20 protein-coding genes and 1 pseudogene are annotated in these 19367 nt (G+C 38.2%); 3 read left to right on the plus strand and 18 right to left on the minus strand.

Translation table 11 applies throughout. From position 1 onward, the window contains the following. Positions 1-65: 65 nt before the first annotated feature. Both DIZ30_RS00670 and mazE read right to left on the minus strand, forming a co-directional pair. Positions 66-407 carry a type II toxin-antitoxin system PemK/MazF family toxin gene (locus DIZ30_RS00670; RefSeq protein WP_002302307.1) on the minus strand — a complete coding sequence of 114 codons (342 nt, stop codon included), beginning with the start codon at positions 405-407 and terminating at the stop codon, positions 66-68. Continuing rightward, complete coding sequence (gene mazE, locus DIZ30_RS00675; protein ID WP_002323011.1) at positions 407-637, minus strand: type II toxin-antitoxin system PemI/MazE family antitoxin; 231 nt, start codon at positions 635-637, stop codon at positions 407-409. Before mazE ends, DIZ30_RS00670 begins: the two co-directional genes overlap by 1 nt. A gap of 287 nt (positions 638-924) precedes the next feature. On the opposite strand from mazE, the gene DIZ30_RS00685 reads away from it, so the two are divergent. Beyond that, positions 925-1263, plus strand: coding sequence for a hypothetical protein (locus DIZ30_RS00685; RefSeq protein WP_002286804.1), 339 nt, complete (start codon positions 925-927; stop codon positions 1261-1263). Between the two features lie 204 nt (positions 1264-1467). Here the strand turns inward: DIZ30_RS00685 and DIZ30_RS00690 are convergent, their stop codons facing one another. The 9 genes and pseudogenes from DIZ30_RS00690 to DIZ30_RS00740 form a co-directional block, all read right to left on the minus strand. Then, entirely contained in the window at positions 1468-2043 is a 576-nt protein-coding gene (locus DIZ30_RS00690; protein WP_002302305.1) for an SOS response-associated peptidase, read from the minus strand. Positions 2044-2651: 608 nt separating this feature from the next. Next, a complete protein-coding gene (locus tag DIZ30_RS00705; protein ID WP_109023042.1) occupies positions 2652-3233 on the minus strand; it encodes a TetR/AcrR family transcriptional regulator in 582 nt (193 codons plus the stop codon). A gap of 192 nt (positions 3234-3425) precedes the next feature. Further along, the gene (locus tag DIZ30_RS00710; protein WP_002300333.1) at positions 3426-4052 is read right to left on the minus strand and encodes a cysteine hydrolase; all 627 of its coding nucleotides are present in this window, start codon (positions 4050-4052) and stop codon (positions 3426-3428) included. 21 nt (positions 4053-4073) lie between these two features. Continuing rightward, positions 4074-5405: an FAD-containing oxidoreductase gene (locus DIZ30_RS00715; protein WP_002300334.1), complete on the minus strand. Its 1332-nt coding sequence runs from the start codon at positions 5403-5405 to the stop codon at positions 4074-4076. A gap of 154 nt (positions 5406-5559) precedes the next feature. Next, positions 5560-5961: an organic hydroperoxide resistance protein gene (locus DIZ30_RS00720; RefSeq protein WP_002286825.1), complete on the minus strand. Its 402-nt coding sequence runs from the start codon at positions 5959-5961 to the stop codon at positions 5560-5562. Between the two features lie 85 nt (positions 5962-6046). Further along, positions 6047-6253, minus strand: coding sequence for a hypothetical protein (locus tag DIZ30_RS00725; protein WP_002293677.1), 207 nt, complete (start codon positions 6251-6253; stop codon positions 6047-6049). 94 nt (positions 6254-6347) lie between these two features. Then, on the minus strand, positions 6348-7850 hold the full coding sequence (locus tag DIZ30_RS00730) for a phosphomannomutase/phosphoglucomutase (protein ID WP_002286827.1): 1503 nt from the start codon (positions 7848-7850) through the stop codon (positions 6348-6350). A 17-nt stretch (positions 7851-7867) separates the two neighbouring features. Further along, positions 7868-8323: an arginine repressor gene (gene argR, locus DIZ30_RS00735; protein WP_002286829.1), complete on the minus strand. Its 456-nt coding sequence runs from the start codon at positions 8321-8323 to the stop codon at positions 7868-7870. A 97-nt stretch (positions 8324-8420) separates the two neighbouring features. After that, positions 8421-9037: pseudogene (locus DIZ30_RS00740) on the minus strand (GyrI-like domain-containing protein). Between the two features lie 220 nt (positions 9038-9257). Between DIZ30_RS00740 and DIZ30_RS00745 the strand changes: the two are divergent. Together DIZ30_RS00745 and DIZ30_RS00750 are read left to right on the plus strand one after the other, a co-directional pair. Next, positions 9258-10631 carry an MFS transporter gene (locus DIZ30_RS00745; protein WP_002300339.1) on the plus strand — a complete coding sequence of 458 codons (1374 nt, stop codon included), beginning with the start codon at positions 9258-9260 and terminating at the stop codon, positions 10629-10631. 74 nt (positions 10632-10705) lie between these two features. Beyond that, the gene (locus DIZ30_RS00750) at positions 10706-11818 is read left to right on the plus strand and encodes an FAD-binding oxidoreductase (protein ID WP_002286834.1); all 1113 of its coding nucleotides are present in this window, start codon (positions 10706-10708) and stop codon (positions 11816-11818) included. Positions 11819-11889: 71 nt separating this feature from the next. Here the strand turns inward: DIZ30_RS00750 and DIZ30_RS00755 are convergent, their stop codons facing one another. From DIZ30_RS00755 to DIZ30_RS00785, 7 genes are all read right to left on the minus strand, one after another. Beyond that, positions 11890-13527 (minus strand): phosphoenolpyruvate carboxykinase (ATP), encoded by a 1638-nt coding sequence (locus DIZ30_RS00755; RefSeq protein ID WP_002300343.1) that lies wholly within the window; start codon positions 13525-13527, stop codon positions 11890-11892. A gap of 167 nt (positions 13528-13694) precedes the next feature. Beyond that, the gene (locus tag DIZ30_RS00760) at positions 13695-14303 is read right to left on the minus strand and encodes a LysM peptidoglycan-binding domain-containing protein (RefSeq protein WP_002349793.1); all 609 of its coding nucleotides are present in this window, start codon (positions 14301-14303) and stop codon (positions 13695-13697) included. A 384-nt stretch (positions 14304-14687) separates the two neighbouring features. Continuing rightward, entirely contained in the window at positions 14688-15839 is a 1152-nt protein-coding gene (queG, locus tag DIZ30_RS00765) for a tRNA epoxyqueuosine(34) reductase QueG (protein WP_002293684.1), read from the minus strand. An 18-nt stretch (positions 15840-15857) separates the two neighbouring features. Further along, positions 15858-16610 (minus strand): hypothetical protein, encoded by a 753-nt coding sequence (locus tag DIZ30_RS00770; RefSeq protein WP_002286840.1) that lies wholly within the window; start codon positions 16608-16610, stop codon positions 15858-15860. A 139-nt stretch (positions 16611-16749) separates the two neighbouring features. After that, entirely contained in the window at positions 16750-17700 is a 951-nt protein-coding gene (locus DIZ30_RS00775; protein WP_002297904.1) for a metal ABC transporter substrate-binding protein, read from the minus strand. After that, entirely contained in the window at positions 17701-18540 is an 840-nt protein-coding gene (locus tag DIZ30_RS00780; protein ID WP_002286845.1) for a metal ABC transporter permease, read from the minus strand. Beyond that, positions 18537-19283 (minus strand): metal ABC transporter ATP-binding protein, encoded by a 747-nt coding sequence (locus DIZ30_RS00785; RefSeq protein WP_002293686.1) that lies wholly within the window; start codon positions 19281-19283, stop codon positions 18537-18539. The genes DIZ30_RS00780 and DIZ30_RS00785 overlap by 4 nt, the downstream gene beginning before the upstream one ends. Positions 19284-19367 lie beyond the last annotated feature (84 nt).

The raw sequence follows: 19367 nt of genomic DNA on the forward strand, positions 1-19367 counted from the left end.
CTTGGCCTTTTTTTAATTTCGTTATGTTTAGCATATAAAAATATTATAGAGTTTACTTACAATGCTTAAAACATATACTGTATAATCTGATCAATTTTAGCCATGTCTTGCAATGGTAAGTTTTCTATTTTTTTGAGTTTTCGTTCCTTAAAATCAAGAGATTTTAATTGTGAAATAATTACTTGTCCTTTTATATCTAGCTCTTCAGGTAATGAGTAACGTGTCGGTAAATTCTTTATAGTGGAAGTAATTGGACATATGACCGAAAACATTGTTTTACGGTTAAATTCATAACGAGAGACGACTAGTCCTGGTCGTCTTTTTTGAATTTCTTTTCCTACGGAGGGATCAAAATCAATCCATACAATATCACCTTTTTTAGGAATATAAATTCTTTCTTCTGACACTATAAAATTTCTCTCCCTTCAGGAGTTAAATCTTCCCATTCGTCTTTCTCATAATACTCGGCCTCTTCCCCACCACTAAATGGATCTTCAATTTTTGGAACTAACGTAATTGTTCCATCATCAGAATACACAACGATATATTCTTGGTTTTCTGAAGGTTTCTTTCCGTTATCAGAAGGTAAAGTTACCACTACAGAACTTCCTTGTAATCTAGATTTTGTAACAAGCATTATCATCACTCCCTTAATAAAAGTATACTATATAACACTAAGTAACGCAAAATTCCCCTTTGTAAACTATCTAGAAAATTGTTTTGTTTAAAGTATATCTTATTGGATATAAATAGAAATAAATTGTAGCCAGTTCATTTTTTCTTTAACTAAAAAAATAATCCAAGAAACATTGAACCTATGGATCCAAAAGCTACCCAAATACTATAGCTAACCCCCCCGCTACCTTCAATTTTGCAGATAAAACGCTTTGGGAGAAAATCGCAAAGACGACAGGCCATCCTATCATGCCCGATTATAAACAAAAAGCTGGCTATTCCTTTTGCTCTGACAAATTTCAATTGGGAAAGTTCACGAAACTAGCAGGTGAAGAAGTTTCAACTGTTCGGATCAAAGAATGCCCGCTTCAAATAGAAACATTGGTTCAACGAATTTCAACTAGACAAGACTTTGCTATTGTAGAACGTGAGATCGTAGCTATTTTTGTAGAAGAAGGGATTTTACATGATCCAACTCATATCAATGTGGATAAATGGCAACCTCTTATCTATAAATTCAGAGAATATACAACTGCCAACCAGTCGTTAACTTTGAATTTTAGATTCCAAGAATTCAAAGAGTCATAATGATAAACATCGTTAGGTATAAATAAAAAAGACTCGCAGCACGAGTAAAAAACAAATAGAAGCTATACATTAGAAAGGTCGACTGTGACCCTATAGATGCAGTATATGCAGCTTATGAGCATTTCTTCTGTTCTCTTTGTTTTTGGGATCTGTGCTGAAGTCTTTTTCGTTTTTTGCCGCTCTTTCTTTGAAAAATCGATTATGTTATACCTTCTCCATTACTAATTCAGGCATCTGCTGAGTAATGATTTTTCGCGCAAAAGAAATATCTGTTACCCAAGGTTCGATTTGTTCTTCAGTCAAGACAAGCGGCATTCGGTCATGGATTGGTGCGACTGTGCGGTTAGGTTCAGTAGTCATTATGATTGATTCTGCCATTTTTTCATCCTGATGGCTACGATAAAAACCGCCAATATACACTATTTTTTCCTTATTTGAAAACATAAATTTGTCTTTTTCTTCATTCCACTCATAAAAGCCACTCATTGGGAAAACACAACGATTTTGCAAAAATGGTTGATGAAAGGTCTTTTTTTCTTCTACTGTCTCTGCACGGGCATTGATTATCAATTGTCCTTTTTTAAATCCGGTAAATCCCCATTTCATGATTTCCGGAGTGAGGATGTTTTCTTCCTCTTTTCTTAACGTAACAACAAGATTTGAAGGAAAAACTTCTCCAGCTGCTAATTCTGCTGCCTGCTCCGGTTGTTTCTTCTGGGCTTCTCGATAATAATTCTGAAGGAGCTCTGACTCTAGATCAAAAAAATAACGACCACACATCCTAATCCCTCCCAATCTTTTTTTCTATCATACACTGCAACAAGAAGTTCGCACCAACAAAACGCTTTCAATTTGTGTAGAACTAAAAAAGTTGTGACAAGTGACAAACTCTCCAGTGAATGGTATTCTCCTGCCAACTCCTCGGTCACAAGTCACAATATTCAACAAACATGAGAAGCTGTTTTTTGAAATTGTTCCTTGTGACCCGAAGTGAAACGGCAGGCTTACGACCTCTGGGTAAACGGTGTTCAAAAGCTTGCATCTGCGGTAATAAGCCCAACCAAACGAAAAACATGAGCAGCTATTTTTATTTGGCTGTTCTTATTACTTGATGCAGGGCAGCTTTTTCACAACCTCTCCACTAAACGGTGTTCAATCAGCTAACCTTCGGTATTAGCTCAAAAAACGGCAAAATATGAGGAACTATTTTGCCGTTTGTTTCTCTAATACTCAGGTCAAAGCGCTGATTTCACAACCTCTAATACACGGTGTTCCAGAAGTAGCTTCTTCGAAAAATAAGCCGAAATTTCACAAAAATTTGAGAAGCAATTTTCGTAAATTCCTTCTTATTTCTTGAAGCTGACCACTTCTGTCACAACCTCTAATTATTAAAAAACCTTTTGCGAAGTTAACAATCTTTCTTTGATCAATTGAAAATTTTGTCTAAGTAGTGATAGATCCTGTGTGACTTTCAACAATAAGATACTTCCCTGGATTTCAGCAATCAACGCTTTGGCTTGACGGTCTGCTTCTTCATCGGACAGTTTTTCTTCAGAAAGTGCCAGGATATTTTGTTTCGTATACTTGACCCATTGATTGACTAATTCTAGTAGCAACAGACGGTATTCTTCATCCACTGTACTCAACTCAATAATCAAATTACCTACAGGACAGCCATGATAAGTGATCTGTGTCTCATGATCAGCAAAAATCCAGTCCAACATTTCTTCTAATGCTTCTTCTGGCTGTTTTCCAGCATTTAAGATGTCTTCGAACAATTCTGTCTGCCACACGTCCATATGCGCATGGATCACCGCTAGACAAACTTCTTTTTTTGAAGAAAAGTAATAATAAAATTGCCCTTTCCCCGTCTCAGAAGCTGCTAGAATATCTCGGATTGACGTTTCATGATAGCCTTTTTTATAAATAAGATCTTTGGTCGCTTCCAAGATCTTTTCCTTTGTTTTCAATGATATTCTCCTTTTTCATTTCTCATAGTCCTATATTATACAATAAATTCATCATTTTTTCTTCTTAATCGTTTAAAAAAGACTGTGCCAAATTATCTGACACAGCCCTCACTATAAAACTGTTCTCATGTGTTCTCATATAGCTAGATGTTCATTGATTCAAGAACTGCGAGGACAAAAGCAGTTCCTATCTTATGATAGTTGCTCTAATACTTCCTCTGTTGTCATCACTTGATCTGCAATAAAGCCAAAGTTCGTCAACGCTGCATCCATTGCTTCTTGGCCAGGAGCACCAATTGCATCTGTCGCTACAACAACATTGAATCCACTCTCTACCAATTCACGCATATGGGAATCGCTACACAAGTTTCCGTTCATTCCACCGAGAATTACTGTGTCGATTCCATTTTTTCTCAATTGAAGCGCCAAATCATTGCTTTCTGGTCCAAAGATTTTATGAGGAGAGCTGATGATCGTATTTTCATCCAAATATGGTTTCAATTCTTCGATAAAATCGGCTCCTGAACCTTCTTCGACTGGTTCATATTGACTTTTTCTAGCAAACATCTGCTGCTCAAGCATCATATGTTCTCCTGCACCGCCAAATTGCCATTTATGGTCATGTGGATAAAAATAATGAGGAGAAATAAAGAGTTTGTATCCTTTTTCTTTTGCTTGTTTCACCATTTCGATCATATTTTCGATCGTATTGTATTTTTCTAAGATATCTTTTGTCAAACCAAAGCCACCGCCTGCTGGTTTCAAGAACTCGACTTGCGGGTCAGTTAGAACTACTGCTGTATTTTTGTTGTTGAACATGATAAATTCTCCATTCGTTATTTATTTTAATACATCATTTAGAGCTTCACTCATTGTTGGATGAGAATAGATTTGATCTCTCAATAACGTATAAGGAAGTTTTCCATTCATAGCTAGCGAAATCAAGTTGATGACTTCATGAGAATCTTCCGCATAGATACTTGCCCCTAGAATCAAGTCAGTTTCAGGGTCGACTAAAACTTTGAATACCCCTTTAGGATCTTCTAATACTTGTGCTTTAGGAACACCGCTTGTCATATACTTGAATAATTTGTAATTGACGCCTTGTGCTTTGGCTTGTTTTTCTGTTAATCCTACATTGGATAAAGTTGGAGTGATAAATACACTGTAAGGCACAGCTTTCCGGTTATTCGTTGTTCGTGTATTCTCGCCTTTCAACTGATCCATGATAATTCGATAATCATCTAGAGAAATATAAGTGAACTGCAATCCGCCTTTGACGTCTCCAATCGCCCAAATGTTGTCTGCATCTGTACGAAGGTATTCATCCACAGCGATTGCTCCGCGATCTGTTAGTTTAACATCTGTATTTTCTAATCCAAGTGATGCTGTACTTGGTTTTCTTCCAGTTGCAGCCAAAACTTTTGACGCTTGGATTGTTACTTCTTGGCCATCTTCTGTAAAGGTGACGGCAGCTGTTGATTCTTGGTCTGCTACTTGATCTACAGATACACCTAGATGGAATTCGATTCCCGCATTTGTCATGTCTTCTAAAATCATTTGCGCGATATCTTCATCTTCACGAGGAAGAAATTCAGGATGGGCATCAAGAACGACAACTTTAGATCCGTATTCATTGAACATTGATGCAAATTCCAAGCCAATATATCCAGCCCCGATGATCACTAATTTTTCCGGTAATTGTTCCTGATCCATCGCTTGCGTAGAATCAATCAAGTAGCGACTTGTATTCAATCCTTTGATTGGTAAAATGATTGGTTCAGAACCAGTATTGATGAAAATCCGTTCGCCTTCAACAATCACTTTTTCACCATTATTCGTCACTTCGATTTGATGGTTAGAAAGAAAACGTGCTGTACCGTCCATCACTGTCCCAGTTGCCTCATCGCTGATCATATGATAATTTTTGGCTCGAAGCATGCCCGTCAATTTTTCTTTCCGAGCAACAGCCTCTGTAAAGTCGATTCCTCTTTCTCCATTGAAAATCAATGATTTAGAAGGAATACAGCCGATGTTGATACATGTTCCGCCATACATACGTGTTGACTTTTCAACGACTAAAACCGATTCGCCTTTTGAAGCTAACGCCTTTGCTAAAGTCTTACCGCCCTTTCCAAAACCGATCACAATATTTTGATATTTTTCCATCATTTTTCCCTCGCTTCTTTTTTACCTACCGATTGGTACAAAAATATGATAACCGATAATCGTCTATTTTCCAAATCATCTGCTTTATTTGTCAAAAAAAACCAGACAAAAAGCGGTCCTTTCACGTTTTTAGTCTGGTTCGATTTCCTTTATTCTTCTAAACAATCGTTACTTCTACATCGATATTTCCTCTAGTTGCTTTGGAGTAAGGGCAGAATTCATGCGCATCTTCTGCAATTTTTTGGGCTTCTTCTTCGCTGATGCCATCGATATGCACTTCTAACACTACACCGATCTGATAGCCGCCATCATCTAAATTATAAAGAGAGACACGTGCTTTTACTGTGGACTCTGCTGTCATTCCTGCTTCTTTGATCATATGTTGTACCGCCCCATTGAAACAAGAAGCATAACCTGCTGCAAATAATTGTTCTGGATTTGTTCCTTCTGCATGGATTCCTGGAGGAGTGATTTTCATATGCATCGAGCCATTTGGTGCCTCGACTTCTCCATTGCGCCCGCCATGGTTGATCATTGCTGTTTCGTATGCTTTTTTCATTGTACTGCTCCTTTCGATTGACCATTTGCTACTTGGCTATAATTATAGTGTATGACAAGTAAGGCGCTTTCTACAAAAATTCTGCTTATTCGAATACCAGAATGCCGTCTTCTACTATTTTTCCAAAAAACAAAAAAATACTACTCGTGAACAACAGCGTCATATTTGTTCCAAAATAAATTGCAATCTTTTCTACATAATCTTTTATATGATTGATTTTAAGATACATATATACCAGAAAGTTGACCCCATAAACCAATACTGTTAAAAAAATAACCATATTCGTTACCATTTTTTCCTCCTTTTGCTGGTCTCCCTACCAGCATTCGATTTAACCATACCACTTTTTTTGCCGTCCAAGCAACTAGCCTTTCAAAAAGACTGGTTTATTCTGCTGTTAATGATTCAAGATCAGAAAAATGTCCGAATAATTTTGCTAATTTTACTAACGCCAACTTGTTCTTTCCGAATTCATCATTTTCTATCTGTAATACTAGTAACGGCTCATGTAAGCTTAAACGGATCAAAAACCAGCCGTTTCCGTATGGCTCTTCTAGATCATACCGAATACCTTCTTCATTTTCCGGGTCGAAGTTCATCCCTTTTTCTTCTTCCAACAGTCGCTTCATTTCTTCTAATATCTTGTTTCCTTGTTCGCGTGGTTCATCGCTGAACAATTTTAGTCGGATTTCTTGTACTTCTACGGGCTGTTTCAACTCTTTGATTTGTTCATCTAATGTGATACCTTTTCTTTTTAATTCTGGCAAAAGCATCAGGATCTTTGCGATGACATATGCACCATCATCCAGAAAATAATTTTCCTTGAATGCAGCGTGTCCGCTTGTTTCGATGGCTAGCTGTGTATCTTTCCCAAGACGGTTAAGTTCTAATGCTTTATTGATTACATTTCGATAGCCGGAAATATAACGAACTTGGATGCCTCCTTTTTCTTCAATGAATCTTTGTAGATGAGAAGAAGTAGGGGAATTCGTCACGATTCTTGTTCCTGGATGCTCTTTTAATACGATTGTACTTAATACTGCGATCAAATTATTTCGATTGATCACTGTTCCAGAAGCACTGACAACTGCAGAACGATCCACATCTGTATCGAAAATGATCCCAAGATCTGCTTCATTTGCTAAAACAGCCTGCTTGATACTTTCCATCGCTTCTTTATTATCAGGATTTGGGATATGATTAGGAAATCGGCCATCTGGTTCCAAAAATTGGGAACCTGTTGAATCCGCACCTAAGCTATTCAATACTTTTTCAGCAAAGAATCCACCAGCACCATTTCCGGCATCAACAATGATTTTCCAACCATTTAGTGGTTTGCTTTCTAGTGTTCCAATCCCCTTTTTAATTTTTGTGACTAAATCTTGCGCATAAGGTGTCAAAAGGTCTGCTTTTTCTACGCTTCCAGTTTGTTCGCTTTTTATTTTTTGCTGCTGTGATAGGATAAAAGCAATATCTTCTTTTTCTGCTCCTCCTTCTGAGGTAAAGAATTTTATTCCATTATAATAATAGGGAAGATGGCTAGCAGTCAGCATAACCGCAGCATCGCACGAGAACTGTTCAAATTGAGTGGACATAAACATAGCAGGCGTAGTAGCTAATTCGAAATCGATGACATGTATCCCTTGTTCTTTCAGACTTTGGATCAACGCCTCTTTCAGTGCTGGTCCGCTTATCCTACTGTCATGACCAATCCCAATCGTCCATTTTTTATTTGGATCGGTTGATTTCTTCTTTTTCTTTATCCAGTTTGCTAGTCCCCAGCCGATCTTTTTTACCATGTCTGTCGTCAAGTTTACTTCATATCCTTCAACTGGTAATGCGATTCCTCGAATATCCGATCCATTTTGCAGCGCTTTCATATCTTTCATATAAAAGTCCTCCTCATTTATTCCCTCATTTTTTCCAGCTTTTCTGCAAATCGCTGTGCTTCTTCTTCTGAGCGGCAAATAATAATGAATGTATCTACACCGGCCATCGTTCCGACAACTTCAGGGTAAGCCACTTCATCTAGCCAATTCGTTACCACATCGGCACCATTTCGTTCAGTCAATACGATGACCATGAACTGAACAGACTGGATACGCAAAACCTCGCGTCTAATTGCTGTACGCAAACGTTCTTCATTTAAAGAAACAGATGGCTGGTTAAATAATGTATAGCGTACTATTTTGTTTTCATTTTGACTTTTTACTAACTTCATTTCTCGAATGTCTCGAGAAATCGTTGCTTGAGTCACATCGGCGCCTGCTTCATGCAGCCGCGCAAGCAGCTCTTCCTGTGTCCCAATAGGTTGTTCTGTAATGATCTGGCGGATCAGTGCTTGTCGCTGTTTCTTTTTCATATTAGACACCTCTCAATGTTGATTATAGCAAAAGATAAGTAATATTTCTTCATATTTTGGTATTTTTTACTTTTATTTTTTGTTTTCATTCAGGTTGCTAACCTTTTTCTATTTTAACACGCAAAATCGTCTTCATTTTTTCAGGTGCTGATTTTCTTGGATCGCTGATGTAAATCTCTTTGTGTTCTTTAGAAGCTCTTTCATAGCCTTCTTTTGCGATGAATGCTTCTAATTTCTCAAACGTTGCTGGTTCTTCGTCATAGGGCCCGACGTGTAAGATTTGGGCACAAAGACCTTCTTCCATCTTTTTGAATACTACTTGTTCTTTCAAGTCTTCCGGAAGTTTGCTAGAACGCTGAATGGCTTCTTGTGCTATCGCTTCTGTAACAAAGTCAGGCTGTCGGATCATCAATTGATAAGAAAAATGTTCTTTTTTCATCACTGGTTCATGCAAATACTTTTCTTGCAGTCCCCATTGTCCTTCCAGTGGATAGACAGTATACATCTGATAATCAGGAATCAGCCAATTTTTTTAGGCGACATGCGTATTGCATAGCTGACTGCATATAGACAGGCTACTCTTCGTTTAAAGTCTTCCTGATTCGGGTCGCCGATCCCTCTGATGCTAAAGAATGGTTTTTTAGGAACCTCTAGTATTTGCGGGCTTTTTTTCATACTATAGCTCTTGTCTTTACGCCATTCAATTTTTTCCATTTTTCTTCCTCCGCGAAATTCCATTTAGTTATTTATTATCATACCTCTTTTTGAGTGACTTGGCTAATCGTGTTGACACTATTTTTCAGTTTGTGCTAGAATAAGTGAAGTAAATAAATCGTACAGATAACACGTTTCGGCGTGTCGAGAGAGAGGCGGTTTCTATTTTTATAATAGAAATCACTCTCTTTTTTTACGAAATTTTTTAGAGGTGATGTAAATGACAAAACAAAAACAGCTGCTTTTAGTACCTGCAGTAATTGCAACAGGGATGATGTCTTTTGCGGGCGTATTGATCGAGACGGCCATGAATGTAACTTTCCCAACTCTTATCAGACAGTTTGATTTAACGACTGCACAAGTCCAATGGGTAACAACGATTTATCTTTTGATGATTTCGATCATTGTTCCGCTGTCTACTTATTTGAATCGCAATTTTAGTCTCAAAAAACTCTTTTTAGCTTCAAATCTGCTTTTCTTGGCAGGTATAATGATCGATTTCTTCTCTCCTACCTTCATGGTCCTATTGTTTGGTCGATTGCTCCAAGGTGCAGCGACAGGTATCGCTCTTCCGTTGATGTTCCATATTATCTTGACATTTGCCCCCCTCAATCGACGAGGCGCGATGATGGGTGTCGGTACTTTGACAACGGCCATTGCTCCAGCAATTGGTCCCACTTATGGAGGCATTATGACTTCACATTTTACATGGAATCATATCTTCCTGTTTCTTGTGCCCGTTTTGATTCTTTCTTTGATTATCGGCTGGTTTGCTATTCCCGAGATGGCAGTACAAAAAAGTGGTTATTTGGATTGGATAAGCGTTTTAGGAATTTGTCTTTTGTTTAGTGGAAGTCTAACATTTTTGAGTACGTTGGGAACAGTTTCCAGCTGGATTGCTTTAATCATCGGCGGTATTGGCTGGTTCCTTTTTTACTATCGAAGTAAAAAAGTGGAGCATCCGCTGATCCGACTGTCTATTCTTTCAAATAAAACATTCCGCTTGTTTTTGATTGGCTTCTTAGTTTATCAGTTTTTATTACTTGGTGTATCTTTTGTCTTGCCGAATTTCCTTCAGATCGTTCAAGGAAGTAGTCCTTTTGTCGCTGGATTAGCGATGCTTCCCGGCGCAGCGGTTGGTGCTTTGCTTTCTCCTTTTTCCGGGAAAATGCTGGATCAATATGGTCCGAAGAAGCCAATTTTTGCTGGGCTGATTCTTTCTTTGATTGGTTGGCTAGCATTATTCCTACTCATAGGACACGCTTCAGTGGGTGTATTGATTGCTTGTCATGTGTTTTATATGATCGGTATCGGATTATCTTACAGCAATATGATGACCACCGGAATGAATGCACTGAATGAAAAACTACAAGGAGACGGGAACGCAATGTTCAATACCTTGCAGCAGTTTTCTGGCGCTGTGGCTACTTCATTAGTAGCGGTCATTATCAATTACGTCCAGCATCATACTTCCCATAACTATGAAGTGTCTACTACATTAGGATCAAAAGCAGCATTAGGCGTCTTGTTGCTGTTGCTTCTCGTAAGCTTTGCTCGATTCGCCTATTATCTGTTCTTTGCTAAAAAAGCGTAGATTCCATATACGGTAGGTGTTGCATCTGCCGTTTTTTTGTGTGAAAATGGTTGTTTGTAAAAGGAGGCTTTTTTATGGAAAAAATTGCCATTATCGGTGGCGGGATCATTGGTATGACCCTAGCCAGTTACTTAGATACATCAAAATTCAATGTTGCTTTATTTGATGAAGGGACAGGACAGGCAACTAAAGCTAGCGCTGGGATTATCTCCCCTTGGTTGTCGAAACGCAGAAACAAACAATGGTATCGTCTGGCTAAAGACGGCGCTGCTTTTTTCCCTAAACTTATAAAAGATTTCCAACTTGATCAAACGATTTACGCACAATCAGGGACACTTTTGCTTCGACCTGAAAAAGATTTAGCTGAATTGGCTGTTCTTGCCGAGAAACGAAAAGAAGAAGCGCCAGAAATTGGAAACATCGAATGGCTTTCACCTGAACAAACATCTCAAGCACTTCCGTTATTGAAACCAGCAGTTTCACTGCGTATCAGTGGTGGTGGTCGTCTGGATGGAAAAGCATATTTAGAACATCTTGGTCAGCGTTTAGCACAAAAACAAATGGAGCAGATCCAGGCAAAAGTCACTTTGCATAAGAAGAGTGATTCTTGGCTCATCAAGGGACCGTTTGGAGAATACACAGCTGATCGTGTAATTTTGACACCTGGCCCGGCACTTAAGCCTTTATTACAAGAATTAGGCTATGCTGCAGATATACGTCCGCAAAAAGGGCAGCTCTTAGCATTTCAGACATCTTATAAGATGAGTCAAGACTGGCCTGTTGCTATGCTTGACGGAGAAGCTGATTTCATTCCTTTCATGGATGGAAAGATCCTTTTAGGTGCTACCCATGAAAACGATCAAGGCTGGGATTTGGCTCCTACTAGCGAAGCTTATAAGGGATTGACTAAGAGTACAGAACAGTTCTTGACTGATCCAGATCAGATAAAAAACTGGCCATACGAGTTCCGTGTAGGTACCCGTGCTTATACGTCAGATTTTTCCCCATTTTTCGGCGTACTGCCAGATGATCCAAGCTTACTGGCTGCTAGCGGTCTAGGCTCTTCTGGCTTGACCACAGGTCCTTATATCGGCTATCTATTAGCCAACTTCTTAAATACTGGTCATTGGCCTACGGAAGATTATCAAAAGGACATCTCCACCTATATTACGAAAAATCCATCATAGAAAAACAGCTTTTTCAAGTAAGGATCCCGAGCGATATTGCGCATGGATTACTTCTTGAAAAAGCTGTTATTTTAGTTCAATTTCTGAATCAAATTCTCCAAACTTTCTTTTGCTTCATCTGGCAAGAGATCTTTTCCTATCTGAGCTTCAATGAATCGTAAACGAATATCAAGTCGTTGTTTCACCAGATTTTTATAGGACGTATCCTCAAAAGAAACAGGAAAATCTGGTATAGGTAAATAGTGGATGTCTTCAAATGGACCAAACGACTTGAATTCTGCCGTTTGTTGCACGATTCTTTCAACGATTGACAATGTCGTTTCAGGTTTGATTTTTTTATCATCGAAATATCCAGTATTCAGGACATAGCAGGCTGTTTGCTGTTTCAAAAACAACTCTCGAAAAGCTTGATAGTCTTCCCTAAGAGGATAGACACGGAAAGGATTAGCAAATGGTTCAATGACTAGCTCATCTAGCTGTCTTTTTGTAGTGATATTTTCCGCGTCTGATCGTTTTGTTGCTAATGTTGCACCAAAAGACGCTGCTAAAACCGGGTCATTGATCTTGATAATTGGCGGAAGTGAATCATCTTTCATGATCCAAAAAACAGCATCGATCTTTTCGCTAAGATGATCGACTCGGTCGGGTGTCGCATAACGTGATTTGACTGTCCGCCCATTTCCGTTTCGTATATCTCCTGTTACTAGGACTTTTTCTCCTTTACTTGTACATGTCACGCCCACATTCTGACAAGTAAGGAAAGAAGAAATGGCCGGATCATCAGACGGATAGTCTTGTGTTTTATCAAAGTAGGAAGGTTCCAAGGCAGTAGCAAAACCATTTTTTCGAGAAATAACGAAAGCATCGTCATGCAAGATCGAAACAGAGTGACCTTCCGTATGTTTTGCTAAGGTAATCGTTGATTTTCCAGAACCGGACAACCCAAATACAGCCATCGTATAGGTCTGGTCATTACTAGCATATTGTTTCATCCCACCGTGGCAGGCAATAAAACCATTGCGATTTCCCAATGCCCAAGCAAGCGTCAAAGTCGCTTTTTTTAATTCTCCAAAGTAACGTAATCCTAGCACAGCCGCTGTATTATGGAGAGCATCAAACAAAATGAGTCCATTGGGAAATGTTTCATGTGTCCACTCGGGATCACAAAAGATATAAAGATCTCCCTCATCAAAGGAAACAGACTTTTGATAAGTCTTTAAGATCTTCGAATTCGCTGGCTGAAAATTCAGCAAATAAGAATACAAATTGTTCTCAAATCCTTCTGGAATCAGCAAATGACTTTGCACAGAAAATTCTTCAGATAGGCCAACGATTACTTTTGTATGGTAAAACTGGCGTTTGCGACTTTGATACACAGCTTCTCTTAAAATTTTCTCGTATTTGCTTTGTTCCTTGTCTAAGTCCTCAAAGATCCGCCGAGCACTTGCTGTTCTTCCCACAATGCTTCCATCATTGAATACTAGTGTCCTGACATCAGCTGGTAAATCTAGTTCTTCAGCATGTGAGATTGTTAAATCTGTGATGATCGTTCCTGGACTCCCTTTTGCTAGTTGATAAGCTGTCTTCCTGTCAAAAACTTCATGAACATTATTACCGTAAAATGTCGTTTCTACAATCGATCGAATACTGGATAACAGTGGATTTCCACTTGTGATTTCGTTTAATTCGAGACTCTCTTTTGTACTCATGGCTCCTCCTCATTCCCTAAACAAAAAAACGTTTTCTTTATTATACATTATTCGAGTTTTTATTTGTACTGCTGCGCTGTGGGAAGCAAACGAGTTATTTTTCACACAAAAAAACCGAGAACTTGAATAAACAAGTTTCTCGGTTTCATCATTTTCCTTTTATCGGCTTAGTACCAGCCGTTTGCTAACCAGAATGTTTTAGCAGCATCCCATGAACCATAACGAGATGTTACATATTGTTCTGCTACACGTTCTTGATTGGCAGCTGAATAGTCGCCGTTTAAGTATGAAGCATCTAATTGATAACGGCCGATGTAACGTCCGTTAGTAGCTGTGTATGAACCGCCTGATTCTTTTTGTGCGATCCATTCTTTTGCAGAGCTTGAAGTTGGCGCTGTTGCAGCAACTGGGGCAGCAGGAGCTACTTCAACTGTTTCAACAGGTGCAACGTATGTATGTTCTTGCGTTGCTGTTTCAGTTGTAGATGCTGTATTTTCTGTTGTTTTGTTTTCTGTTGTTGCTGAAGAATCATTTGAAGTTGGGATTGTTAATTGTTCACCAACATAAATGCGGTTGATGTTTGCGATCGAATTTTTTTCAGCAATTGCATCGATCATTGAGTTGTCTCCTGCAAATTTTTGTGAGATCTTAGATAATGAATCACCTGATTTTACTGTATAAACTTCATCAGCGTGAGCATTTGTAGTTCCTACAAACATTGCAGTAGCACCAGCAGCAAAAGTTGTACCTAAAACAATTTTCTTAAATGAATTCATATTAAACTCCTTTTTTTCTCCGTTTTTTATTCTTTCGACGCTATTAACTTTATCATTTAGAAATATTTCATAGGTAAAAGAATCATGACATTTAATGACAAAATGACGAATTATTTAATATTTGTAACATTTAAACAAATATTTTTTTGATACAAAACCATAAAATCCTTGTTGTATAAGCAAAGTAATCGTTTTTCTATGTTTTTTTATTTTTGAATGAAAAACGCAGATTCTGTAACATTTACTGCAATAATCCATAAAAAAAAAGCAAAAAAATTTTTGATTTTTATCAAATTCTCTTAAAAAAATGTAAAAAATACAAAAAAACCAGTAATTGTTACAACAATTACTGGACAAAAACTTTGAATAATGTTAACTATTTTTTTATTTTAACTTTCTCCGCAATAATTTCTGGGCATGTTCCAATTCGTTTATAACGACTTCTTCTGTTTCTTTAGCTAATATTTCATCTAATACATCAAGCCATTTTTCCGGTTCTTTTGTTCCTAGACGTCCAATAGCCCAAGCTGCTGTTCCTCTGATGACAGGGCGGACATCTGTTAAACATTCTGAAATCTCAGGCAATGCCGTTCGATCACCTAGATTAGCTAAAGCAATCAATGCGTTTCTCTGCAAAGGTTTCTTCCCACGCCATGAACCAGCTAAATGCCCAAATTGCTGTTTGAAGTCTTTATTAGACATCGAAAGCATTGGCTTTAATTTTGGATATACTTCGTCTACTTTTGGTTCCATCTCTTCATGAAAATGAAAATCTTTTCCTTGATTGTAAGGGCAGACTAACTGGCAGATATCACATCCATAAATGACATTTCGCATTTTTTTACGATATTCTTCCGGCATCATCCCTTTTGTCTGAGTTTGATAAGACAAACATCGCTGGGCATTCATTCTTCCGTCACCAAGCAATGCTTTTGTCGGACAAGCAGTCACGCAGCGCATACAGTCACCGCAACCAAATTCTCCTGGTTTATCAGGCTCAAATACAATATTAGTAACGATCTCACCAAGATAGACAAATGAACCGAACTCTTCAGTGATCAACAATCCGTTTCGTCCAATAAATCCTAAACCAGCTCGCTGTGCTACAGCGACATCGATCAGTTCTCCAGTATCTACTTGCGGAGCTAGACGCCATTCCTCTTCTTTTTGCCATTTTTCTGCTCTTGTTTGGATGAATTCGATCAATCGGTTCAAACGGTCTCTGAGTATATCATGGTAATCGATCCCCCAAGAAGCACGAGCAAACTGCCCGCGTTTTTCATCCCTAGGCACTTCTTCATGGATCCTAGTAGGATACGCAAGTGCAATGGAAATGATCGATTTCGGCTGATCAAATGTCATTTCTGGATAAAGACGCTCATCGATATTTGGATGTTCAAAGCCAGAAGTATGGCCAGCTGCTTTTTGTTCTTCCAACGATTCTTTTAATGAATCAAAAGGTTCCGCCGTGGTGAACCCGATTTTGTCAATTCCTAATCGTTTGCTTTCTTGTATGATTTCTTCTTTTAATGTCATGGTCTTCCTCGCTTGCTGTTAACGGCTGTATAACCCATAATATAGTTTTTCTTTTTTCAGCTGGACAAACTGGATCTGCTGATCGGCAATCTTCTTTTCTTCCATCCATTTTTTTCTTGCAGCAAATACTTCCCAATAATTTGTTGAAATTAATTTTCTTTTGTTATCTAATGCATTAAAAAAATTCAATGAAACTGGTTTTGTACTTAACAGTTCATGGAGCCTTACCTCTTCCCATGGCGAAAACTCAGACAGATCGCGGGAATACAATACTTCTTCATAGAGATTTTTTTGCTGTGTGTACGTGAATGTTTGCGGGATTTTCCCAGGCCTGGCAATTTCTACTAGACGATTATAAAACATATTCATTAATTTGCTGTTGGCAATAAATTGACTTTTATAATAGGCCGACTGGATCTTTTTGATTACTCCTTCTGCTTTGATGACTGAAAATAATGCAGGCCATGCTTTGACGGTTATTTCGTCGTTTTGTTTAACTAATACGCCAGGTGTGAAGCCGACTGGAGAAAGGAACACAAAATAACCGATACCGGTATTTTCATCTAAAGGCTGAAATTCATCAAACAACCATTTGCCTATGTACAGCTCTTCATCTGGTTCTGTTGTCTCATTTTGATTTGCTATGAATAATTTAGCTAATTCTGCTTCAAGAAATTGAAGGTCTTGATCCTTGTCGGTATTTTCCTGCTGGCTGATCAATCGAAAGACTTCTTCTTTAATCGTATATTTATCTTTACGTGTAAAATTCATAGCCACACCTTCCTTCCTTACTCTAACTATAACGGAATTTCTTCAAAAAAGGTATCTGTACGCCGAAAAACAGCATAATTTTTTTCATATCTCTTATAAAAAATGCAAGGCCTGCTCCTCAAGCTAGACCTTGCACTTTTCAGCTTTCTTTTATTTGTGACAAACCTTCATGGATCGTTTCAATATTCCATTTCATCATCTGATAGTAAGAATCTCCTTGTTCTCCTTCTTTTGCTATGGAATCAGTGAACAGTTTATCATAAATTTTCAAACCCGTTTCTTTTGCTACCCGTTCCATGCTTCTTGAGTCTACACTGGTTTCCACGAATAAAACCGGTACTTCTTTTGCTCTTATCTGATCAATGATCGCTTTCATTTGATCAGGCGTACCTTGACTTTCTGTATTGATCTCCCATATATAAGCTGCTGGCAAATCATATGCTCGTGAAAAATACTTGAATGCCCCTTCACTTGTTACTAATAATTTTTTGTTCTCTTCGATAGAAGCAAAACTTTCCTTCGCTTGTGTATCTAATTCTTTTAGTTTTTCCACATATGCTTCTGCATTTTTTTTATAGAGTGTCGCATTTTCTGCATCTTTTTCAGAGAATATACGTGCGATTTCCTCCACATATTTTATTCCGTTAGATAGGTCTAGCCAAGCATGGGGATCTGCTTTTGTATGTTCTTCACCGCTAGTTAAATAAAGAGGTTCTACATTTTTGCTAACTGCAAAATAATCTTTTCCTTCTTCTTTTTTAGCCGTTTCCATCAAGTTATCGAACCAGCTGTTACCTGTTTCAAGATTCAAACCGTTGTATAAAATAACATCCGCATCGCTTGCCTTTTTGATGTCTTCTGGTAGTACTTCATATTCATGCGGATCTGTTCCGACTGGTACGATACTGTGGATATCTATTTGATCTGTTCCGACCTCTTTTGCCATGTCCGCCAAGATCGAATTGGTAGCCACGACTGACAACTTTTCTTTACTTCCTTCATCCGCTTGGTCAGAAGCCTGCTTTCCGCAACCGGCTAATACCAAGAAACTAACTGCCAAGATTAAAAAGAGTGATTTTTTTGTTTTCATCTATCTGCTTCCTTTCTGAAATAAAATTCCTTTTGTTGGAGAAAATAAAAAAGCAAGGATAAAAAATGCGGTACATGCTAACACGATCGTAGCTCCTGATGGCCAATTGTAACTATAACTGAAAAACACACCGACAACTGCACTTAGCATACCGATTCCTGCAGCTGTAATGATCATTTTCAGTAAATGGTTCGTTAGCAAGTAAGCCGTGGCGGCTGGTGTGATCAACATGGCAATCACCAAGATTGTTCCTACTGTCTGTAAACTGACTACAGCCACTAATGTCAAAAAGAACATCAAAAGATAATGGATCAGCGATGTGTTCAGCCCATAAGCTTTTGCCATTGTCGGATCGAATGATGTGATCTTCAATTCTTTATAAAAGAAAAAGACAAATATCAAGACGATTCCACTAACGAGTGCTGTCAGCAACAAATCGCTTTCCCTAACAGCTAAGACATTCCCAAATAAAATATGATACAAATCTGTCGCACTCTGGGCATATGAAATCAAGATAATCCCTAATGCAAAAAAGGAGCTAAAGACAATTCCAATCGCTGTATCATTTTTCAATCGGCTCCGCTGAGTCACGAAACCAATCACTGCTGCTGTTAGCATCCCAAAAGCAGTGGCTCCAAAGATGTAACTAAAACCAAACATATAAGAAATGGCTACACCTGGAAGAACTGCGTGAGAGATAGCGTCTCCCATCAAAGACATCCCTCGTAAAATAATAAAAGAACCGATGACTCCAGAAGCAAGTCCTACAAGCATGGAAGTGACCAAAGCGTATTGCAGGAATTGATAATTCATTAATCCATCAATAAAGGATTGGATCATTTTTTCTCTCCTCCTTTTACTAAATGTCTGATGATCTCACCATAGGCCAATTGAAGGTTCTTCGATGTAAAGACTTCTTGTACTGGACCGGAAGCAATCAGCTGTTTATTTAAAAGAATAACCTCATCGAAATATTCTTCTACTTTATGAAGATCATGATGGACGATCAAAATCGTTTTTCCTGAATTCTTCAATTCCTGCAAGATGTCAAAGATCTTTCGTTCACTTAACGCATCAATCCCTACGAATGGTTCATCTAAAAAGATCCATTCTGCTCCTTGGGCTAGAGCTCTTGCAATAAAAACTCTCTGAAGCTGTCCACCCGATAGTTCGCTGATCTGTCTTTTGGCATATTCTTCCATCCCTACTTTTTTCAAAGCTTGTCTTGCACGTTCTTTTTCTTTTTTCCCAGGTCTTTGTCCAATTCGTAAAGATGGATATGTTCCTAAAAGTACAACGCCTAATACATCAATTGGAAAGGAAAGATCCAATTCACTTCGCTGTTCCACGTAGGCTATTTTTTTACGGACTGAGTTTACCGGCTGTCCAGAAAAGGTGACTTTACCAGTAGTAGCTGGTATCAACTCTAGCAAAGATTTCATAAATGTTGATTTTCCTGCACCGTTTGGTCCGATAATACCGGTAATTTTTTGTGGATTTATCGTCAAGTTGATAGTTTTCAAAACAGTTTTCCCTTGATAAGCGGCTGAAAGGTCTTGAATTACAATGGCCGTACGTTCCAAATCTTACACTCCTTTTTAGGTTTACCTAACTTTTTATTTAAATATAGTTTAACTAAAATGGAAAGCATTTTCAAGTAGAATGAT

Origin of the sequence: Enterococcus sp. H57 (genome assembly GCF_003112495.1) — a bacterium.
Lineage (GTDB): Bacteria > Bacillota > Bacilli > Lactobacillales > Enterococcaceae > Enterococcus_B > Enterococcus_B faecium.